Here is a 17,288-nt window from a genome sequence, read left to right on the forward strand (position 1 = left end):
TCACATGAGCGTCAATCAAGAAATTTTAAATTCAATGAACATCACATTGGATGATGAGCTGCCCGACATGCCGAAATTTGTTGAAGGAATACGTCGTGCACCTGACAGAGGGTACACATTAAATGAAAAGCAGACGGAAATTGCTTTACGTAATGCATTAAGATATGTACCTGAAAAATATCATGAACAACTGTTGCCCGAATTTTTACACGAGCTGAAAACAAGGGGACGGATTTATGGTTATCGTTTTCGGCCGGAAGGAAGAATTTACGGAAAACCCATCGATGAATACAAGGGAAAGTGTGTCGAGGGAAAAGCTTTTCAAGTCATGATCGATAACAACCTGGATTTTGATGTGGCACTTTATCCTTATGAACTCGTCACATATGGCGAGACCGGGAGTGTATGCCACGATTGGATGCAATACCGATTAATCAAAAAATATCTGGAAAATCTTGAAGCAGATCAGACATTAGTCGTTGAATCAGGGAACCCCATCGGCCTGTTTCAAACCAGAGAGAATGCGCCAAGGGTCATCAATACAAATGGCCTGATGGTTGGCATGTTTGATAATCTGGATGACTGGGAAGTAGCGGAACAGATGGGCGTCGCGAATTACGGACAAATGACTGCCGGAGGATGGATGTATATTGGCCCTCAAGGCATTGTACATGGGACGTATAATACGTTATTGAATGCAGGGCGGCTGAAACTCGGCATACCAAATGAGAGAGACTTGTCCGGATATCTGTTTGTCAGCTCTGGCCTTGGCGGCATGAGCGGTGCACAGCCGAAAGCTGTGGAAATCGCCAAAGGTGTCGGTATTATTGCAGAAGTCGATCAGTCGCGGATTGAAACGCGTTTAAAGCAGGGATGGGTCAATGTTGCGTCTGATGATCTGGACGAAATAGTCCGGATCGCACGCGAACACCTTGAAGCGAAAACGACAATATCGATTGCTTACCATGGAAATATTGTCGATTTGCTCGAGTATATTGTGAAACACGATCTTAAGGTGGATCTGCTCTCAGACCAGACATCGTGCCATGCGGCATACGACGGTGGTTATTGCCCACAGGGACTCACTTTTGCGGAACGGACCAAGATGCTGCATGAGGATCGGGAGCAATACAAGAAGCTTGTCGACAAAAGCCTCGTCCGTCATTATCAGTTAATCAAAATGTTAACGGACAACGGAACTTATTTTTTCGATTACGGCAATGCCTTTTTAAAGGCCGTTTACGATGCCGGGGTTAAAGAGTTGTCGAAGAATGGAATAGATGACAAAGACGGCTTTATTTTGCCTTCCTATGTTGAAGATATCATGGGGCCGCAATTGTTTGATTATGGGTACGGCCCATTCAGATGGGTATGCCTAAGCGGTAAAGACTCTGACCTTCACAAGACAGACCTTGCGGCGATGAGCTGCATTGACCCTGAAAGAAGATATCAGGACCGCGATAATTACAATTGGATCCGCGATGCGGAAATGAATCAGATGGTTGTCGGTACAAAAGCGAGAATCCTGTATCAGGATGCGGAAGGACGCATCGATATTGCGCTGAAGTTCAATGATATGGTTCGGAACAAGGAAATAGGACCGGTCATGATCGGCCGGGATCATCACGATGTCAGTGGAACAGACTCGCCCTTCCGGGAAACAGCGAACATCAAGGACGGCAGTAATGTAATGGCTGATATGGCGGTACAGTGCTTTGCTGGAAATGCAGCCAGAGGAATGAGCCTTGTGACTTTGCACAATGGCGGCGGCGTAGGGATCGGTAAAGCAATCAACGGCGGATTCGGCCTCGTACTTGATGGGAGCGAGCGGATCGATGAAATTATTAACAAAGGGATCCTTTGGGACGTCATGGGCGGTGTAGCCCGAAGAAGCTGGGCCAGAAATGAACATTCTATTGAAACAGCCTTGGCATTTAACAAAAAATATAATGGAACGAATCAGTTGACAATACCTTATTTGGTTGATGACCACCTGTTCGAGGGTCAGGATCTGACAAAGAGTGATGCAGATGACTGACTGGATCATTAAGAACGCTGCTGAACTGGCAACCCCTCAAGGAAACAAGGCTGTCTTCGGTAAACAAATGAACGATCTCAAAGTGATCCCGGACGGAGCTGTGGTCATTGAAAAGGGTACGATAAAAGCCGTTGGGACGACAAAAGAGATCACCAAGCACTTTGATGAAAGTCAGTATTCGATCATTGATGCCACTGGAAAATGCGTCGTTCCGGGATTCGTTGATTCGCATACCCACTTTCTATTTGGTGGATATCGTCCGGATGAATTCTTTATGCGATTAAATGGCAAAAGTTATATGGAAATCATGGAGGCCGGAGGAGGAATCCAGAATACCGTTAATGCGACGAGGCAGAGTTCATTTGACACGCTGTTTCAATCGGGGATGCGGCGGCTGGATTCTATGCTGTCATTTGGCATTACAACCGTTGAAGGAAAAAGCGGATATGGACTGGATCTGGAAAATGAAATAAAGCAGTTAAAAGTGATGAAGAGATTAAACGAAGAGCATCCGGTCGATGTGGTCTCTACATTTCTTGGCGCTCATGCCGTACCGACTGAATTTGACGGACGGAGTAGCGACTATATCGATTTTATCATTTCGGATGTTCTGCCTCAGGTTGTGGAAGAGAATCTGGCTGAGTTTTGCGATGTGTTCTGCGAAAAAGGCGTGATTTCAATTGATCTTTCCAGACGCCTGTTATTAGCTGCCAAGGAAATGGGACTCAGGATTAAAATTCATGCGGATGAAATTGAGCGCCTTGGCGGAGCGGAACTGGCTGCCGAGCTGCGAGCGGCCTCTGCGGATCACCTGCTTGAAGTGTCTGATGAAGGTATCAGGCAACTTTCAGAGAAAAAAGTTATTGCTACGCTGCTCCCGGCAACGGCATTTTGCCTCAACAAGCGATATGCCGCAGGGCGACAAATGATCGACCAAGGATGCGCCGTGGCTCTGGCCAGCGATTATAATCCGGGGAGCTGTTTTACCGACTCCGTTCCGCTTCTCCTTGCTCTGGCATGCATTAATATGAAAATGAGTGCTGAGGAGGCGTTAACTGCACTGACGCTGAATGGTGCCGCGGCACTTTGCAGGGCAGATCGAATAGGCAGTATTGAAGAGGGCAAGGCAGCGGATCTGGTTATCCTGAAGTATCCCAGTTATAAATATCTTGTCTACAACACTGCGGTTAATATCGTTGATCAGGTCATAAAAAATGGAGAATTAATCACGCCTTGCACCGGCAAGTAAAAAAACGCGGGAGGCCAGTACATGTCCGTTACGAATGAAAGATCGGAAAATAAAGCAAGTTTTACGCAAAAAATTTCAGATGCGTTTACACCAAGAACCAGTATCAAACATGGTACTTATCTATTGCTTGGCGTTATCGGGTTTGTTCTGGTTTTATTAATATGGAGCCTTTTGACTTACGGAGGTTTCGTTGATAGTTTCTTTGTACCGACACCATCAGCAACGGTTCAGGCAGCAATCAATTTATTTACACAGCTGAATTTTGCTGCAGACGTTGAAATAACAATTTATCGCGTAATGGCCGGCTTTATATTGGCAGCGGTGATCGCGGTTCCCTTGGGAATACTGCTGGGTACCTATAAGCCCATTGAAGGTTTTCTGGAACCATTAATGTCGTTTATTCGCTATCTCCCTGCTTCAGCGTTCATTCCTCTGCTTATTCTGTGGATCGGTGTCAGTGAAACTCAGAAAATAGCAATCATCTTTATCGGCAGTTTTCCGCAGCTGATACTCATGGTCGCAGCCGCAACCATGAGTGTAAAGAGTGAACTGATCGACGTTTCGTATACGTTGGGTACATCGAAAACTGGTGTACTCTGGCGGGTCATTCTTCCGGCAAGTCTGCCGTCCATTATGAGCACACTTAGAATGATCTTAGGTTGGGCTTGGACGTACATTATCGTGGCGGAACTTGTCGGTGCTTCATCAGGTATCGGCTATATGATTATCCAATCTCAAAGAATGCTGAACACGGCACAGATCTTTGTCGGCATATTAACCATTGGGGTTATTGGCCTGATCTTTGATTATCTGTTTAAATGGCTGACAAAATGGTTATTTCCATGGAGCTAACAAGGAGATGAATGAAAAAATGGGTGCAGATAATAGGGAGAGTTTAGTTATATCGGATGTGACCAAGGTATTTGGAGATGGAAAGAAATCGGTACAGGCGCTGGATACGATTAATTTGACCATAAAAAATAAAGAATTTGTTTCGATCCTAGGCGCTTCAGGGTGCGGCAAATCCACTTTACTGCGTATTGTCGGTGGCCTTGAAAAACCAACGACAGGTTTTGTATCGCTGGGTGGTCAGAAGGTTACTGGTCCAGGACCGGACAGAGGGATGGTGTTTCAATCCTACACCCTTTTTCCATGGCTTAGCGTCAAGAAAAATATCGAGTTTGGTTTGAAACAAAAAGGAGTGGCTTCAGCCAAAAGGTCCCAAATAGCCAACGATTATATTGAAATAGTAGGGTTAAAAGGATTCGAAGATGTATACCCGAAAGCATTGTCGGGAGGCATGAAACAGAGGGTCGCCATAGCCCGGGCACTTGCCAATGATCCTGAAGTTCTTCTTCTCGATGAACCCTTTGGTGCTTTGGATATGCAGACGAGAGGGCTGATGCAGGAACTTCTTCTTCAAGTATGGCAGCAATCTCAAAAAACGGTGGTGCTGGTTACTCACGATATTGATGAAGCAATTTTTATGGCTGACCGAGTCGTGGTTATGAAATCCAGACCGGGAGAAATCAAAGAAATCATTGACGTTGATCTGCCGAGACCACGCGATTATCGCGTACGTACGTCACCGCTTTTTCTTGAATACAAAGCACGTGCTGTCGATTTAGTCAGAAATGAGAGTATGAAAGAACTGGATATGGATAAATTAACCACTTTGTGAGAACCGTTTCTTAAGCAAAAAACTACATCGTAGGACTGTTTTATTTAAAATAGGAAGCGTCTAATTCGTTTATCAGAGCAGAGTCACGCTTAATGTTCATGGGTCGTTACGGGCAAGTCCACTTTATTTTATGTATCGGGCGTGGTTTATAGATGATAAAAAAGAGACGAAACAAATCTTTGCACCATAGGAAATGGCTTCTCCTGCTGAATATATATTCTGTTAAGTGGCTGGTCTTCTTTGTCGGGTTATTTTTTCTTGCGTTTGGAACAGTGCTCATGATTAATGCGCAGATGGGTGTCTCCACGTGGGATGTGCTACATATTGGTTTGTCCCAACATACGCATCTTACCGTTGGAAACTGTGTCATTCTCGTGGGGATCGCTTTAATTCTTTTCATGTGTTTTATGGCGAAATCCTGGCCTGAAATCGGAACAATTTTCAATGCTCTTTTCACGGGAATGTTTATCAACCTGATTCAGTATATGGACTTCATTCCTGTACCATCTACGATTTGGGGACGATTCCTGATGCTTTTGATCGGAGTATTTGTCACTGAATTCGGGGCGGGTATGTACGTAGCAACAAATTTGGGAGCCGGTCCGAGAGACGGATTTAATCTGGCACTCTCGGAACGTTTCCACATGTCTATTCGCTTAATGAGAACGATGATTGAACTAAGCGTTATGGTACTTGGCTGGTTCCTGGGCGGGCCGGTAGCTATAGGTACCTTTATCTCTCTGTTTCTTGTTGGCCCGATCCTTCAATCGTCCATATTTTTTTGGAGAGTGCGGCTTAAAAAAATAACCTACTTCTCCCTAAAATCGTTTGCCAAGAAGGCTTACAATGATTCGATTAGAGGCTGAGATAAGACGAACAAACTGCTGATTAGAGACTCTTCCGAAAGTGAGCGTGACATCCATGAAGCAGCTATGGCTCAAGCGCAAAGCAGCTTATGTGACAAGCAGTTGGGGAGGCGGTGAGACAACAGAGATTTTTATTTATCCTGAAAATGGAAGCTATGCGAAGCGCCAGTTCAGTTTCAGAATCTCATCAGCGACCGTAACTCAAAATGAATCGCTGTTTTCAGATCTCCCCGGTTTCGATCGCTACTTAATGCCGCTATCAAATGCCATTACATTGTTACATGACGGCCAAGCTGAAGAAAAATTGGCACCCTTTGAATTAGCGGCTTTTGACGGCGGCCTCAGAACCAAGTCTCTCGGCCAATGCCGCGATTTTAACTTAATGATGAATCAACAGCAAGGCTGGCGAGGTCAGGTTGATGTGATCACCCAAGCGTCGATCCTTAATGGCTCTGGACTTTTTACGGGATTCCTGGCATTAGACGAGCAAATCACGCTGACCAGTTTAAAGGAGAACTTCTCGTTTGTCTTGAATAAGGGCGATTTTCTGATGATCCAATCCGAAAGTGATTATGATGTATCAGTGACGTGCGAGCAGCCTCATTTTAAATTAATAAAAATGAATGTAACGAAATGATGATGCACAAAAAATTAGATCTGGATCGTCCATTATAATGAAGCAGTCCGTAAACATTCGGGCTGTTTTTTTGAATCAATTTAGTGTCATTCTCATGACTTTAATACACACAAAGTGGTAAATAGCACTTCCTTCCACATATAGAATCCAGTTTTTCTCTAATAATGTCATAAAATATAACATATTTGACTTTTTGTTCTTTATTTTTGTCGAATATCGGCTTAAAATGATCTGGTACATTAAATTTATCTGATTTAGATTCAGATGATGTCAGATAAAAGGACATTGTCTCCGAAATCGGAAAAAGAGAAGGGGGAAACATTATGCATCAGGATCATCTTTTCAAACGCTTGGCAGCGGGGCTCGTTTATCCGGTTCTTGCTCTGATTATTTATGCACTGTTCTTGCTGCTTTCGTTGACCGGCTTCGGAGGATTTTCCGGAGTGGCCAATACGTTTGGCTACTTTTTGCCACTTATCCTCTCTGTAGGTCTCGCCGTTGGTATCGCGCACGACAAGAGTGGCGCGGCCGCGCTGGCGGGTTGTGTCGGTTACCTGGTATTTGCCGCTTCATTTACTTCCATTGTGAATGCCAAACTCGCTTTTGATGTGACGATGCCGGTGAAGATCGGTGCCACATTGTCCGGAACAATGACCTTCCTCTTTATCTGTGCCTGCCTGACCGGAATTGTAGCCGGCTGGCTGTACAACAAGTTCTACAATATTCACTTGCCAGATTGGCTGGCTTTCTTTGGCGGACGCCGTTTCGTGCCGATCATTACCAGTGTCTATGGCCTCTTTCTGGGTGCATTTATTGCCCAAATCGTGCTGGCACATATTAAATAAGGGGGTAGAGCCTGATGAAAGGTTTGGGAGGATTACAGAGACTCGGCAAGTCACTGATGCTGCCGATTGCCGTTCTGCCTGCCGCGGGGCTGCTTAACCGCCTTGGCGCGAGCGACGTATTGAAAATTCCGTTTATCAATGCCGGAGGGAATGCGATATTTACCTATCTGGCTCTGCTATTTGCGATGGGCATTGCCATCGGCCTTTCAAAGGATGGCAATGGCGCGGCGGCCTTGAGCGGTGCCATTGTCTATTTCATCCTGAATTTCGGCGTCATTGGTATAGATAAAAACATCAGTATGGGTGTATTTGCCGGATTTATCGCCGGGCTTTGCACACCGATCCTGTACAACCGCTTTTGCGATAAAATGAACGATAATCCCTATTTTAACGGCAGGCATGTTGCCATTTTGCTGAACGCGGTTGCCGCTATTATTCTTGTACTCATCTTTGGTGTGATCTGGCCGTTTATTCAGGACGGTCTGAACAGCATCAACGGCTGGATTGTTTCGTCCGGCGCGATCGGGGCTGCCGTCTTCGGTTTCGCGAACCGTATGCTGATCCCGACCGGCCTCCATCATGTCCTGAATACGTACCTCTGGTTCGGATTCGGCAAATACCATGGCGTGACGGGCGATATCAACCGGTTTTTTGCGGGCGATCCAACAGCCGGAACCTATCAGGTCGGCTTCTTCCCGATCATGATGTTCGGCTTACCTGGCGCTGCGCTTGCGATGGTCCTGAGAGCGAAGAAGGAAAAACGAAAGGAAACCTTCGGGATGATGCTTTCGGTTGCCCTGACTGCGTTTCTGACCGGGATCACTGAGCCGATTGAATTCTCCTTCATGTTCTTGGCCTATCCGCTCTATATCGTTCACGCTGTGCTGACGGGTATTTCCGGCTTGATTACGAACCTGCTCGGCATCAAGCTGGGGTTCAGTTTCAGTGCCGGAGCCATTGACTTCGCATTAAATTATACGCATGGCACGAAGGCCTGGGAACTGATTCCGATCGGTGTCGTTTTCTTCTTTATCTATTTTGGTATTTTTTACTGGGCGATCAAGAAATTTGATATCAAGACACCCGGACGTGAAGATGATGATGGCCTGGCCTACGCGGGCGCCGGACTTTTTACCGATCAGGCGGCACCTGCGGGCGACTCGGCTGCAGCGGTAACAAAAGATAAATATCAGGTGATGGCTGAAAAATATTTCAGCGCACTCGGCGGAAATGAAAATCTGGATCGGATCGACTACTGCACAACACGTCTTCGGATCAAAGTAAAAGATACTGACAAAGTAGATGAAGCGTCCGTGAAACGCGCGGGTGCGCGAGGTGTTGTTAAGATCGACAAACAGAACGTGCAGATTATTGTCGGGACGGATGTAGAATTTGTTGCCGATCATCTGAAGGCAATCGCATCGCCGCAAGCGGCGGGCACGATAACTCAAACGCAGCCACGGCCGACTGAGGAACATGGAACGGCTTCCGGTTCGGAACAAATCTATGCACCGGTAACCGGTGAAACGATCCCGCTTACGGAAGTGCCGGATCCGGTCTTCTCCCAGGGCATGATGGGTGAAGGCGTCGCGGTGAAACCAGCCAACGGAACCTTTGTCGCTCCTGTTGCAGGCGAGATCGTCCAGCTTGGGGAGACAAAGCACGCCTATGGCATTCTTACCTCTCTGGGTGAAGAAATTCTTGTTCATATTGGCCTCGATACAGTCGGCTTAAAAGGTGAAGGATTTACAGCACATGTCAAACAGGGCGACCATGTATCGGCCGGACAAATAGTGATTACAGCGGACTTGTCCGTCATCCGTGAAAAGGCCAAATCGGATATCACTTCAATTGTGGTAACTAACAGTATGGAAAATAAATTCGCTTTTGACTGGTCAGATCCTGGAAAGGTAGAGGCCGGCAAAACCATCCTGTTCGAAAGTCGGGTTAAGTGAGCGGCGATCCAATAGGCCTATGGCAAGATTGTTAGATGAAGAAATCAGGAACAGTCCGATACTTATTCGGGCTGTTTTTTTGATTAAATTACGTGTCATTTCTCATGACATTGTAATACACAAAATGGTAAAGTAGAAAAGCAATTGAATTCAGTTAAACCCCTGCATTCAAAGGAGGGCCTTCACATGAAAAGGGCAGTAGAAATTATTGAATTTTTGAAAGAGACACAATCAGAGTGGTACAAGGTGGGAGAAGTTGAAATCATCTGCCACAAATCACATTTCAAAAAAGGCGAGATGATCACAATCGAAGAAAAGAAATTCGTTGTTTTAGAGGATAAGGTCCATTTACGCGTTATGCGGTATGACAAAACTGATCTTCCGCGTAAAGGGGTTCCTCTGACTGCACTTTTTCAGCAATAAAAACACGATAGATGAGAAGCTTCTGAGAATCCACTGCATCAAATGTGCTCTGTGTTCACAAAAGAGGGGTAGACCCTGCTTGAGATTGAGTAAAATGGAAGTAGCAGTCGATGCCGACCTTCCAATCGTTATTACTCAACATTCGAACTCTTTTACGTTTAAGTAACCAGGAACAGATGGAGAAAGTCAATTTCTTTGGAAATAGACTTTCCGCCATTATAGATTAATCTATCTTAATTTTTTAAGAATTCAAAAATCCAGTTAATTAGCGTGTTAGCCTGACCCATTCAATACATAGGAAAGGAGTTTCTTTAAGGATGTTTCGCGTTGTTTTTAAAAACACAGATCCCTATACTTCCCGAATGGTCAAGTTCAATATATTATGAACCTCTTACTAAATACCAAGTAATAAAGCCCAACTGATCATTAGTAATGATGATTTTGGAACATGTTCAAAAAGTTAGTTAGATGATGATTCAGTCTGTAGAATACTTACCCATTTGGAACTCTGATAAAAAATCCGAATACAATTAAAGTGTTCTTAATTTCCTGATGATCCACTTAACAAGTTTAACCATTAAATAGACAATAAAATAAACGGGGCAAATAAAGAAGATATAAAAGAGGGGAATGCCAAGGCCGTAATGAACGAGAAACGGCAACTTAGTGACGCCAGCCTCATCCGCATCACCGCCAATTGTCAAAGCAACCATAGCATAGGTTATAAACGCAATACCCCATCCAACCACAGGAATACATAGTGCGATGAGAAGGCCAATATCAATACATAGTCCGATAAATTTAGTGATGTGATGAAAGCATACTATGATTAAGCAGATCATCTTTTTTACTTTTGATGAATCACTCACTGATTTCATCCCCAGTATCGATTTGTTCGTTGAACTTCATAACGATCCCATTGGAGTTAAATTAAGAGAAACATGATGAACAGGATGAGTCGTTTCTTCATTGTAAAGTCACATTACGGGAAGTTAATATTGACCTGATGAACCATTCGATTTGCTCTTATTGATCTTTTCAATTTCAGATACAGATTTCATATCTTTTCTATATAGCTTGCCTAGTGCATCTGTTTCACCTCCCTGAAATTCGAAATTCTTTTCTCCTGCAGCAGGGGAAATAGTCGCAGAAAAAGCCAATTTTTTATCATGATTAATATATCCGTCGATTGACACACTTCCAGTTGGAAATGTTTGATTTCCGGAAAAGGTTATAGACTTAAATGTTGGTACATTGTATTTGAAAAATTCTGTAATTCGTTTTTCTTGTTTACTAATAAACGCTTTTTTTTCATTTTCCTGGTCTGTATGTTTCATCCAAGCATAGCCTCCGATCGTTAAAAATATGACAAAAATAAGACAGAGCATTATAATTATTTTAGTTTTTCTAGGCATCTATGTGTTCACTTCCTATAAAATTTTAGGAGAGGCGAAAATTCATGGATCACAGTAAAGATAACACAAAAATTTCTGCTATGGAATATTTTACATTGTCTGATCAAGTTTATGACCATTCCTACATCGAAGGGGCTAACGGAATAATGAAGAGCCGAGTTCGATATGATGTTGATGGGAAAAAAGGAATTTATAAGATAGTAGAAAGATTAAATAATCCCGAAAACGGCGCTCAGGGTTTCGCCGTCGCCCCAGTAGACAACAAGGGAAACGTCGACACCAGCCGAATGATCATCGCCTATCGCGGCACAGAAGGTTTTGGAAATAATCTAGACAGAGAAACAGATGTTCAACAAGTTGTTGAAGGCAAACATCAGTTCACCAAGGTGGAAAAATACATTCCAGAGGGCAGAGGTGTCAGAGCAGTTAACGAGACGATTGACTCCCAGTTCACATCTGGCATTAAATTCTATGATGATCTGAAAAAGAAGTATCCGCATTCAGTGATTACAACGACCGGGCACAGCCTCGGTGGCGCGATGGCTCAGTATACGGCGGCTGAGCGGGACGTCCCGGCGACGACCTTTGCGGCTCCGAATACATATAAACTCCTGGATGACAAGACAAAGAAGAAGGTCAGTGAAGGGTACTTCAGACGCACGATTGTGGATTATACCCATAAAAAAGATTTAATCGGAAAATTCACCGAATTTTCTCAGCAAGTGGGCAGTCAGTACGTGATTAAGGCAAACGGGACAAAGCATCCATTTTATGCGTTGATCGGCATTGACGGACACATGCAGGATACATTCTACAATATGTTCGCTTCGGACGGCAGCGTGAAACTGGAGGTGTCTCCGGAGAAGATCAGGAGCTATGCAGGCAGACTGGATGACGCTGCATCTGCTCTCACAACCCTGGTTCGCACGCTTACCGATTATCAGGAAGAGGAATGGACAGCAGTCAAAGCTCTGAAGCGACGGTTAATCGACGAGACATTTCATGGTGGCAAATATGACCTGCTGTCGGAAAATGATGTAATGGATCAAATGAATCAGTTGGCGAGCGGGCACAACAACGGGAAAATCTATCTGCATGACGAAGAATTGTTCAATCAGGTAATCCGTAAATTTCAGAAGAAAAAAACGGATTTGGATAACTTAGCACGATATATCGCTGATGCCGGAAACAAATTGCAGGAAAAAGACCGGGAAACAGCTCAGCTCTTTGCAATGAATGCCACACACTGAGAGGGGGATGAGGCTATGGGACTGCTGGATGATCTTGCAGGTATTGAAATGAAAATCGCAGATGCTGCCCTTAACAAAGTTGATGATGCAATAATTAGCGCTCTTAAAGCAGAACAGAAGGCTCTGAAAAAACAATGGCAGCGCATGGAGTTGCAACGAGACATTCAGAATGCTTTCAACCGAATCATCGAAGACAAACGCCAGTCGCTTTACCGACATAAGAATTTGATCGAAGAACTGGGTAGGGATCTTACTGTCATTCATGACGGCCTCCAGGATGCTTTCGAAAGCCGAACTGGTTCAGCCATCAGTGAGCGACTGAACGAAGAAAAAGCCAGAATCTCCGGACAGTATCAGACCCTCTATGATGAAACACTGGCAAGCTGCAGAATCAATCTGCTCTAATCAGGCTCACTGATAGCTTTTGATTTCAACGCCCACGCATGATCGACCTCTGGATTTTCACCAACTCGAAATTTTATCTTCCTATATTCTTTAAGTAACGTGTTCTTTAATCTGTAAAAAATCGGGGACCACCCGAAATAAAGCAGATGAAATAAATTCAAACATCAGTGGCATAAAAATGAAACATTGATGATCAAGGAAGAAATTACTCAAAGAATCATTCCTCACGAAAAAATTACTTGTACCAATAAAAAGTGTTGCAACCTATCTGAATCTTCATTATTTGAAACAGTTATTTAATATAATTGTAAATAGAATGTAAATCGATGAGAACAAAATATGTCTGCAAACTTTCCTGTGACTTTCTTCCCATAACTTCCTCTTTTCATTGCCAAATTATATGCTATAATGCTTATAGTTTGACAGGCTAAATATGTCGATAATTATCACACTCTACCACTCTAAAATAGTGTATAATAATAAAATCTTATTGCATGAGAGTGAGTATAATAAACCGTCGGTCTTTTTTGTTGCTCGGTAGCACATCAGAGATAGATTCATAGAGTCTTATTGATCGTCTCTCTTTAATTCAGGAGGTTTTTTGATGAAGAAAGTTAGAAAAGCAGTCATTCCGGCTGCGGGTCTGGGTACACGTTTTCTTCCTGCAACGAAGGCATTGCCAAAGGAAATGTTACCGATCGTCAATAAGCCAACGATCCAGTACATCGTTGAAGAAGCTGTCAAAGCAGGCATTGAAGATATCATTATTGTCACTGGTAAGGGCAAGAGGGCGATCGAAGATCACTTTGATATCGCATATGAACTGGAACAGAACCTGATTCAGAAAAACAAATTGGATTTGCTTGAAAAAGTTCGAGAACCATCTAAAATCGACATCCATTTTATTAGGCAAAAATCCCCACAAGGTTTGGGCCATGCTGTTTGGTGCGCCCGTAAATTTATTGGTGATGAGCCTTTTGCTGTCCTTTTAGGCGATGATATTGTCCAGTCAGAAAAACCATGCATCCAGCAACTTGCAGAACAGTACGAACGTACAGGATGCTCCGTATTGGGTGTTAAGGAAGTTCCGGAAAATCAGACACATCGCTATGGAATTATTGATCCTAAAGCACAGGACGGCCGCCTCTATAATGTCAGTCGTTTCGTTGAAAAGCCGGAATCGAACCCGCCGTCCAATCTCGCTATTATCGGACGTTATGTACTGACCCCGGAAATTTTTGATTTTCTTGATAAAAAGGAAATAGGTGCTGGCGGAGAAATCCAGCTGACCGATGCCATTCAGAAACTGAACGAACTTCAAGGTGTTTACGCCTATCAATTCGAAGGCAAACGCTTTGATGTGGGTGAAACACTTGGATTTGTTTTGACGAACATTGAGATGGCTTTGCAGAACAAAGAACTGCAGGAAGATGTACTCAAAGGCATTGAACAGATTCTTCACGAAAACAAGTTACCGCTGAAATGATGGAGGGGCGAACGATGGCTATGCCTAAAACGGAAATCGAAGCAAACTACATGGAACACACCGAGCGTACTATGGCAAGAGTAACTCGATCTAGTAGTAAAAATGTAGTATACAGAATAGTAAAGAGAACGTTAGACTTAGTTGGCGCAGTCGTTGGCTTAGTTTTCAGCTTACCATTGTTTCTGGTTATTTCAATGCTCTATCTTTTTGGTGATAATAAGGGTCCCGTTTTTTTTAAACAGAAGAGAATTGGGCAGAACGGAAAGCCTTTTTATATTTATAAATTTCGATCAATGATTGTAGACGCAGAAGAAGTTTTAAAGTCGAATAGCTCATTGTATAATAAATATCTAATAAACAACTACAAGCTGGAACCAAAAGAAGATCCCCGAATAACAAGAATAGGTTGTTTTTTACGTAAGACCAGTCTTGATGAACTTCCTCAACTAATAAATGTCCTAAAGGGCGAAATGAGTCTTGTTGGACCAAGACCTGTTGTAATTGAAGAACTGAAAGAATATGGAAACAAACAAGAATTATTCTTATCAGCAAGACCAGGTTTGACAGGATACTGGCAAGCATGTGGCAGAAGTGAAATCGAATATCCCGAAAGATGCAATATTGAACTTTATTATGTAAAACATCAATCTTTTAAGTTCGATGTTAAAATTATTATTAAAACATTTTTTTCAGTAATAAAAAAAAGGGGAGCTTATTAAATAAATAAGCTGCCTTTATTTGGATTATTAATACTTGAATTGATGAAATAAATGGGAAGAAAGAGGAAATTTAATGTTTAATCCGTTCTATCTATACTCTAGTAGTATTTTGATTGTACTTGGTGTATACCAACTTAATTGGTCAAATTTGTTTCCTAAAATGTCTTCTGGTCTATTAGTGTTTTTAGTAATGACAGTTATTTTATCAGCATACCTTGGATTTCTTTCTCAGAAACAACTGACAAAATTAGTTGATAATACAGGAAACAATATACCAAGAAATATTTCATCATCAAAGTCAAACTTTAGTATTACATCACGATTATTGTGGATAATCACTCTTTTAATCTGGATTGGATATATTATTGAGTTTTTTTATGTTGGGAAGATACCTGTAATTGAATATATAATAGGGAGACAGTATGACTATCGAACTTTTGGGATCCCAACGTTCCATGTACTTATTGTTACAGCTGATGCTTTTTTTGCGGTTTTTTTGTCTTTCTTGTTTTTTAAATTAAAAAAAATTTATTTGTTAATTCAATATATTATTTGTTTGATCCCATCTTTCTTAATATATAGCCGTTTTTTAATGTTGGAGATTGTATTGTGTAGCTTTTTTGTTTTCTTAGTGATAAGTAAAAAAATAAAATGGAAATCGTGGGTATTAGTAGCTCTTTGCGTCTTTATTTTGTTGTATGGTTTTGGGTTAATCGGAAATGTTAGATCGGAAAATCAAACCAATCAAACAAAAAACCCTTTTGATAGCAGTCTAATTATGGAAATTGGTGGAGCAACTAATTCGTTTAAAAATTTACCAATTTCAAAAAGCTTTTTTTGGAGTTATATATATATAGCGTCTCCCCTTGCAAATCTTCAAGAGACAGTGAACAAAACAAAAAAAGTTGATTATCAGGCAAAAGGCTTGATTGGATTTGTTAACAATAATTTTGTCTTTGATTTTATTTCTAAAAGGGTTAATGGTATATTGGGCATTCAAGATAAAAATATATCCCAAATATCGCCACTTCTGACTGCAGGAACTGTATATTCGAAGAGCTTTGTCTACCTGAAGTGGGTAGGGTTAGTTTTAATGTTTCTATTCATTATTGTGGTAAACATGATTATTTTGTTCATATTAAGAAAATCTGTTTTTTTAATCCCGGCTTTGGCAATATTGGATACGATAATGATCTTTAATTTATTTCAGAATATGCTGATATACAGTGGACTGAGCTTTCAGCTGATTTATCCCTTAATAATTCAGTTGTTCTTGAAGGGCAGGAAATTAACAGTTGATGGACAAACAATTTAATGCAAATACCTCGGTTTCTATCTTCATGGCAACCTATAACGGAGCAAAATTCATAGGAAAACAACTTGAGAGTCTTCACCATCAAAATTTTGCAAATTGGCAATTATGGATTAGAGATGATGTCTCATCTGATGAGACTGTTTCCGTTATTAAAGAGTTTGAAGAGCATGATAAAAGAATTCATCTAATAGAAGATAGCAAAGGAAGACTTGGAAACGCACAGAATTTTAATGAAGTAATGAATTATAGTGGAGATAGTGATTACTTTATGTTTTGTGATCAAGATGACTATTGGTTTCAAGATAAAATTTCTTCTTCATTAACTTTTATAAAGGAGAAAGAAAGAGAATGTGGATCTAATACGCCAATAGCCATCTTTACAGATGCAGAAGCAGTTAATGAAAATTTGGAGACTATTTCTAATTCATTTATGAAGAAAGTACATGTTAATCCATATGACAAGGAACCATTGAATAAGTTATTGGCCCAAAATTATATGTATGGTTGCACGATGCTGCTGAATAAATTTGCTTTCAAACTTAGCGTCTCGGTTCCGAAAGATGCAGAAGGACATGATTACTGGGTCGCATTAGTTACTTCTTTATATGGTCATATATTCTATCTAGACAAGCCAACCTTAAAATATAGACAGCATTCTAATAATGTAACCGGTTTGAAACAGGGTAAACTAATTAATAAAATTAAGAGAAATTTAACTTTAAAAGGTTGGATCCAAACTAATAGGATTGTTGATATGAGCATAAGACAGGCTAACAGATTATTGGATATTAAATACGATAATCCTAACAAGGGCAAGTCGAAATTAGTCAGAGATTTTGTTTTGCATGGTACAGAAGGAGGGTTAATTGTAATCCCTTTTCTTATAAAAAATAGAATTTTCAGGCAAGGCAAATTAAGAACCTTAATATATTATTTATCAATGATAAGAAAAAATAAGAATATTTATGATTGAACTAATAACGATTAAACTAGTAGGTGAATAT

Annotated in this window: 16 protein-coding genes and 2 pseudogenes; 16 read left to right on the forward strand and 2 right to left on the reverse strand. The window is 41.7% G+C overall.

Annotated features, from left to right (window positions below):
- Positions 1 to 4: 4 nt before the first annotated feature.
- The 10 genes and pseudogenes from E4665_RS02305 to E4665_RS02345 all read left to right on the forward strand — a co-directional run bounded on the left by E4665_RS02305 (position 5) and on the right by E4665_RS02345 (position 9,694).
- Positions 5 to 2,038 carry a urocanate hydratase gene (locus E4665_RS02305; protein WP_135347197.1) on the forward strand — a complete coding sequence of 678 codons (2,034 nt, stop codon included), beginning with the start codon at positions 5 to 7 and terminating at the stop codon, positions 2,036 to 2,038.
- Positions 2,031 to 3,287 (forward strand): imidazolonepropionase, encoded by a 1,257-nt coding sequence (hutI, locus tag E4665_RS02310; protein WP_135347198.1) that lies wholly within the window; start codon positions 2,031 to 2,033, stop codon positions 3,285 to 3,287. Before E4665_RS02305 ends, hutI begins: the two co-directional genes overlap by 8 nt.
- A gap of 21 nt (positions 3,288 to 3,308) precedes the next feature.
- Positions 3,309 to 4,139: an ABC transporter permease gene (locus tag E4665_RS02315; protein WP_135347199.1), complete on the forward strand. Its 831-nt coding sequence runs from the start codon at positions 3,309 to 3,311 to the stop codon at positions 4,137 to 4,139.
- 7 nt (positions 4,140 to 4,146) lie between these two features.
- Entirely contained in the window at positions 4,147 to 4,968 is an 822-nt protein-coding gene (locus E4665_RS02320) for an ABC transporter ATP-binding protein (RefSeq protein WP_241654626.1), read from the forward strand.
- Positions 4,969 to 5,120: 152 nt separating this feature from the next.
- Positions 5,121 to 5,834 carry a YczE/YyaS/YitT family protein gene (locus tag E4665_RS02325; RefSeq protein WP_135347200.1) on the forward strand — a complete coding sequence of 238 codons (714 nt, stop codon included), beginning with the start codon at positions 5,121 to 5,123 and terminating at the stop codon, positions 5,832 to 5,834.
- A 55-nt stretch (positions 5,835 to 5,889) separates the two neighbouring features.
- Entirely contained in the window at positions 5,890 to 6,471 is a 582-nt protein-coding gene (locus tag E4665_RS02330; protein ID WP_135347201.1) for a HutD/Ves family protein, read from the forward strand.
- Between the two features lie 323 nt (positions 6,472 to 6,794).
- Entirely contained in the window at positions 6,795 to 7,316 is a 522-nt protein-coding gene (locus E4665_RS02335) for a PTS transporter subunit EIIC (RefSeq protein WP_135347202.1), read from the forward strand.
- Between the two features lie 14 nt (positions 7,317 to 7,330).
- Positions 7,331 to 8,737 (forward strand): annotated as a pseudogene (locus E4665_RS02340) (PTS transporter subunit EIIC); the annotation flags it as partial.
- 90 nt (positions 8,738 to 8,827) lie between these two features.
- Positions 8,828 to 9,271, forward strand: a pseudogene (locus E4665_RS18775) (PTS sugar transporter subunit IIA); the annotation flags it as partial.
- A gap of 186 nt (positions 9,272 to 9,457) precedes the next feature.
- Entirely contained in the window at positions 9,458 to 9,694 is a 237-nt protein-coding gene (locus E4665_RS02345; protein WP_135347204.1) for a hypothetical protein, read from the forward strand.
- A gap of 530 nt (positions 9,695 to 10,224) precedes the next feature.
- Here the strand turns inward: E4665_RS02345 and E4665_RS02350 are convergent.
- Positions 10,225 to 10,563, reverse strand: a complete 339-nt coding sequence (locus tag E4665_RS02350) for a hypothetical protein (RefSeq protein ID WP_135347205.1) — start codon at positions 10,561 to 10,563, stop codon at positions 10,225 to 10,227.
- 123 nt (positions 10,564 to 10,686) lie between these two features.
- Positions 10,687 to 11,031, reverse strand: coding sequence for a DUF1433 domain-containing protein (locus E4665_RS02355; RefSeq protein WP_167815078.1), 345 nt, complete (start codon positions 11,029 to 11,031; stop codon positions 10,687 to 10,689).
- A 122-nt stretch (positions 11,032 to 11,153) separates the two neighbouring features.
- Here E4665_RS02355 and E4665_RS02360 point away from each other — a divergent pair, with 122 nt between their 5' ends.
- The 6 genes from E4665_RS02360 (at position 11,154) to E4665_RS02385 (ending at position 17,257) form a co-directional block, all read left to right on the forward strand.
- Entirely contained in the window at positions 11,154 to 12,359 is a 1,206-nt protein-coding gene (locus E4665_RS02360; RefSeq protein ID WP_135347207.1) for a lipase family protein, read from the forward strand.
- A 15-nt stretch (positions 12,360 to 12,374) separates the two neighbouring features.
- Positions 12,375 to 12,764, forward strand: coding sequence for a hypothetical protein (locus tag E4665_RS02365; RefSeq protein ID WP_135347208.1), 390 nt, complete (start codon positions 12,375 to 12,377; stop codon positions 12,762 to 12,764).
- Between the two features lie 604 nt (positions 12,765 to 13,368).
- A complete protein-coding gene (gene galU, locus E4665_RS02370) occupies positions 13,369 to 14,250 on the forward strand; it encodes a UTP--glucose-1-phosphate uridylyltransferase GalU (RefSeq protein WP_135347209.1) in 882 nt (293 codons plus the stop codon).
- Positions 14,251 to 14,321: 71 nt separating this feature from the next.
- Positions 14,322 to 14,969, forward strand: coding sequence for a sugar transferase (locus tag E4665_RS02375; RefSeq protein WP_241654644.1), 648 nt, complete (start codon positions 14,322 to 14,324; stop codon positions 14,967 to 14,969).
- Positions 14,970 to 15,042: 73 nt separating this feature from the next.
- Positions 15,043 to 16,284 carry an O-antigen polymerase gene (locus E4665_RS02380; RefSeq protein ID WP_135347211.1) on the forward strand — a complete coding sequence of 414 codons (1,242 nt, stop codon included), beginning with the start codon at positions 15,043 to 15,045 and terminating at the stop codon, positions 16,282 to 16,284.
- The gene (locus tag E4665_RS02385; protein WP_135347212.1) at positions 16,268 to 17,257 is read left to right on the forward strand and encodes a glycosyltransferase family 2 protein; all 990 of its coding nucleotides are present in this window, start codon (positions 16,268 to 16,270) and stop codon (positions 17,255 to 17,257) included. The genes E4665_RS02380 and E4665_RS02385 overlap by 17 nt, the downstream gene beginning before the upstream one ends.
- Positions 17,258 to 17,288 lie beyond the last annotated feature (31 nt).

It is taken from the genome of Sporolactobacillus shoreae, assembly GCF_004684935.1.
GTDB lineage: Bacteria > Bacillota > Bacilli > Bacillales > Sporolactobacillaceae > Sporolactobacillus > Sporolactobacillus shoreae.